Source organism: Actinoplanes sp. NPDC051633, from assembly GCF_040681735.1.
Lineage (GTDB): Bacteria > Actinomycetota > Actinomycetes > Mycobacteriales > Micromonosporaceae > Actinoplanes.
In genome coordinates this window covers 1-2,010 of the sequence record NZ_JBFAZH010001312.1, presented here as the reverse complement: position 1 = coordinate 2,010, position 2,010 = coordinate 1, and the positions used below count along the sequence as shown (strand labels likewise).

Sequence of the window (2,010 nt, the reverse complement as noted above, 5' to 3'; positions counted from 1 at the left end):
CCGGCCGACCGGCCCAGCTCGGCCGACTCCCCCGCGGCGGCCTCGGCGGCGGCGAGGTCGCCCTGCAGCACGGCCAGGCCGGCCAGGCTGTCCAGGGCGCGTGCCCGCACCACCGGCGGCACGGGCGCGTCCCGGTCGTCCATCGCGAGGGCCCGGGTCAGCCAGCGGCGACCCTCCCGGTAGTGGCCGTGGCGGTCCCACAACGGATAGAGAGATCCGGCCAGGCGCACCGCCGTGGCCGCGTCGCCCCGCTCGACCAGCCACTGCAATGCCGCCCTGATGTTGCCGAGCTCGGCCTCCAACCGCCGCAACCAGACCGGTTGCTGCGTGCTCTGCCATGCCGCGCGGGCCTTTCGCACCATCGTCAGCACATGGGTGGCGTGCCGGTCCCGGATCGCGTCGGCCCGCCCCGAGCCGGCGAGCCGCTGCCAGCCGTACGCTCGCAAGGTCTCCAGGATCCGGTAGCGCGGCGTGGCCGCGTCCGGCCTCTCGATGAGCACCAGCGACTTGTCCACCAGACCGGTCACCAGGTCCGCCACCGGTCCGGCGGATTCCCCGTCGGCGCAGACGGCCTCCGCGGCAGGCAGGGTGAACCCTCCGACAAAGACGGCGAGCCGGTCGAACAGGTCGCGGTGCGCGGCGTCGAGCAGCTCGTAGCTCCAATCGACGATCGCCTGCAGCGTCTGGTGCCGCGGCAGCGCGGTACGGCTGCCCCGCACGAGCAACCGGAACCGGTCGTCGAGCCCACGCGCCACCCGGTCCGCGCCGAGCGCCTGAATGCTCGCCGCTGCCAGTTCGAGCGCCAGCGGCAACCCGTCCAGACGCCGGCAGATCTGCGCGATCGCGCCGCTGTTGGCGTCCGTCAGCGTGAACGCCGGACTGGCGGCGGCCACCCGCTCCACGATCAGCTGGACCGCATCGGTGCCGGCGACCGCCGCGCCGCCCACCACGCCGGGCGCCGGAACGGTGAGGCCGCCCACTGGCCAGACCTGTTCCCCGGTGACGTGCAGCCGTTCCCGGGTGGCGGCGACGATCCGCACCGCCGGGCAGGCGCGCAGAAGACCGTCGGCGATCTCGGCGACCTCTGCCAGGACGTGCTCGCAATTGTCCAGAATCACCAGTGCCGTGGCCGTCGCGAGGTGGTCCGCGATCATCTCGCTGAGCGGCCGGCGGGCGTGCTCCCGCACACCGAGAGCTCGCGCGACGGCGGAGACGACGAGCCCTGGCTGGGTGAGCACGGCGAGGTCGACCAGCCACGTGCCATCGGGAAAGTCAGCCCGCGCGGCGATGGCGGCCTCCACCGCGAGGCGGCTCTTGCCGGCGCCGCCGACACCGGTGAGCGTCACGAGGCGGCCGGCTCGGAGGCGGCGGCCGACCTCATCGAGGTCGCGCTGCCGCCCCACGAAGCTGGTCAACCCGGCGGGCACATTGCCCACCCGGTGGGGCGGTGACGTGGCGGGCGCCTGCGTATCGAGGGCCGGATCCTGGCGCAGCACTGCCCCGTGCAACTGCCGCAGCTCCGGGCCGGGCTCCACACCGAGCTGACCGGCCAGCACGTCGCGGGCGGCCCGGTAGGCGGCCAGCGCCTCGCTCTGTCGCCCGGCCCGGTACAGCGCCACCATGAGCTGGTGCCAGAACCGCTCGCGGAGCGGGTGCGACGCCGTGAGGTTCTCGAGCTCGGCAACCAGGTCGGCGTGCCGGCCCAGGGCCAGGTCGGCGGTCAGCCGGTTCTCCTGCGCCTGCAGCCGCAGACCGTCGAGCCGGGTGGCCGCGGCCCGGGCGAACGGTTCGGTGGCGAACGCCGCCAGGGCCGAACCGCGCCACAGCAGCAGCGCCTCGGTGAGGACGTCCCGCGCGCGAGCGAAGTCACCGGCCTCGAGAGCGCGCGCCCCGGCGGCGGCGAGCCGCTCGAACGTACGCGCATCAAGGCTGTCGTCGGCGAGCTGGAGCAGGTATCCGCCATTTCGCGCGAGCAGGCCGCCGGTCCGGTCGGCCCGGCCGGAGTCGTCC

At 74.7% G+C, this 2,010-nt stretch carries 1 protein-coding gene; it reads right to left on the bottom strand.

Annotated elements, in window-relative coordinates; genetic code table 11:
* Nucleotides 1-2,010: BTAD domain-containing putative transcriptional regulator (locus AB0M20_RS40440; RefSeq protein WP_364306476.1), on the bottom strand; the 2,010-nt coding region annotated here is incomplete at both ends.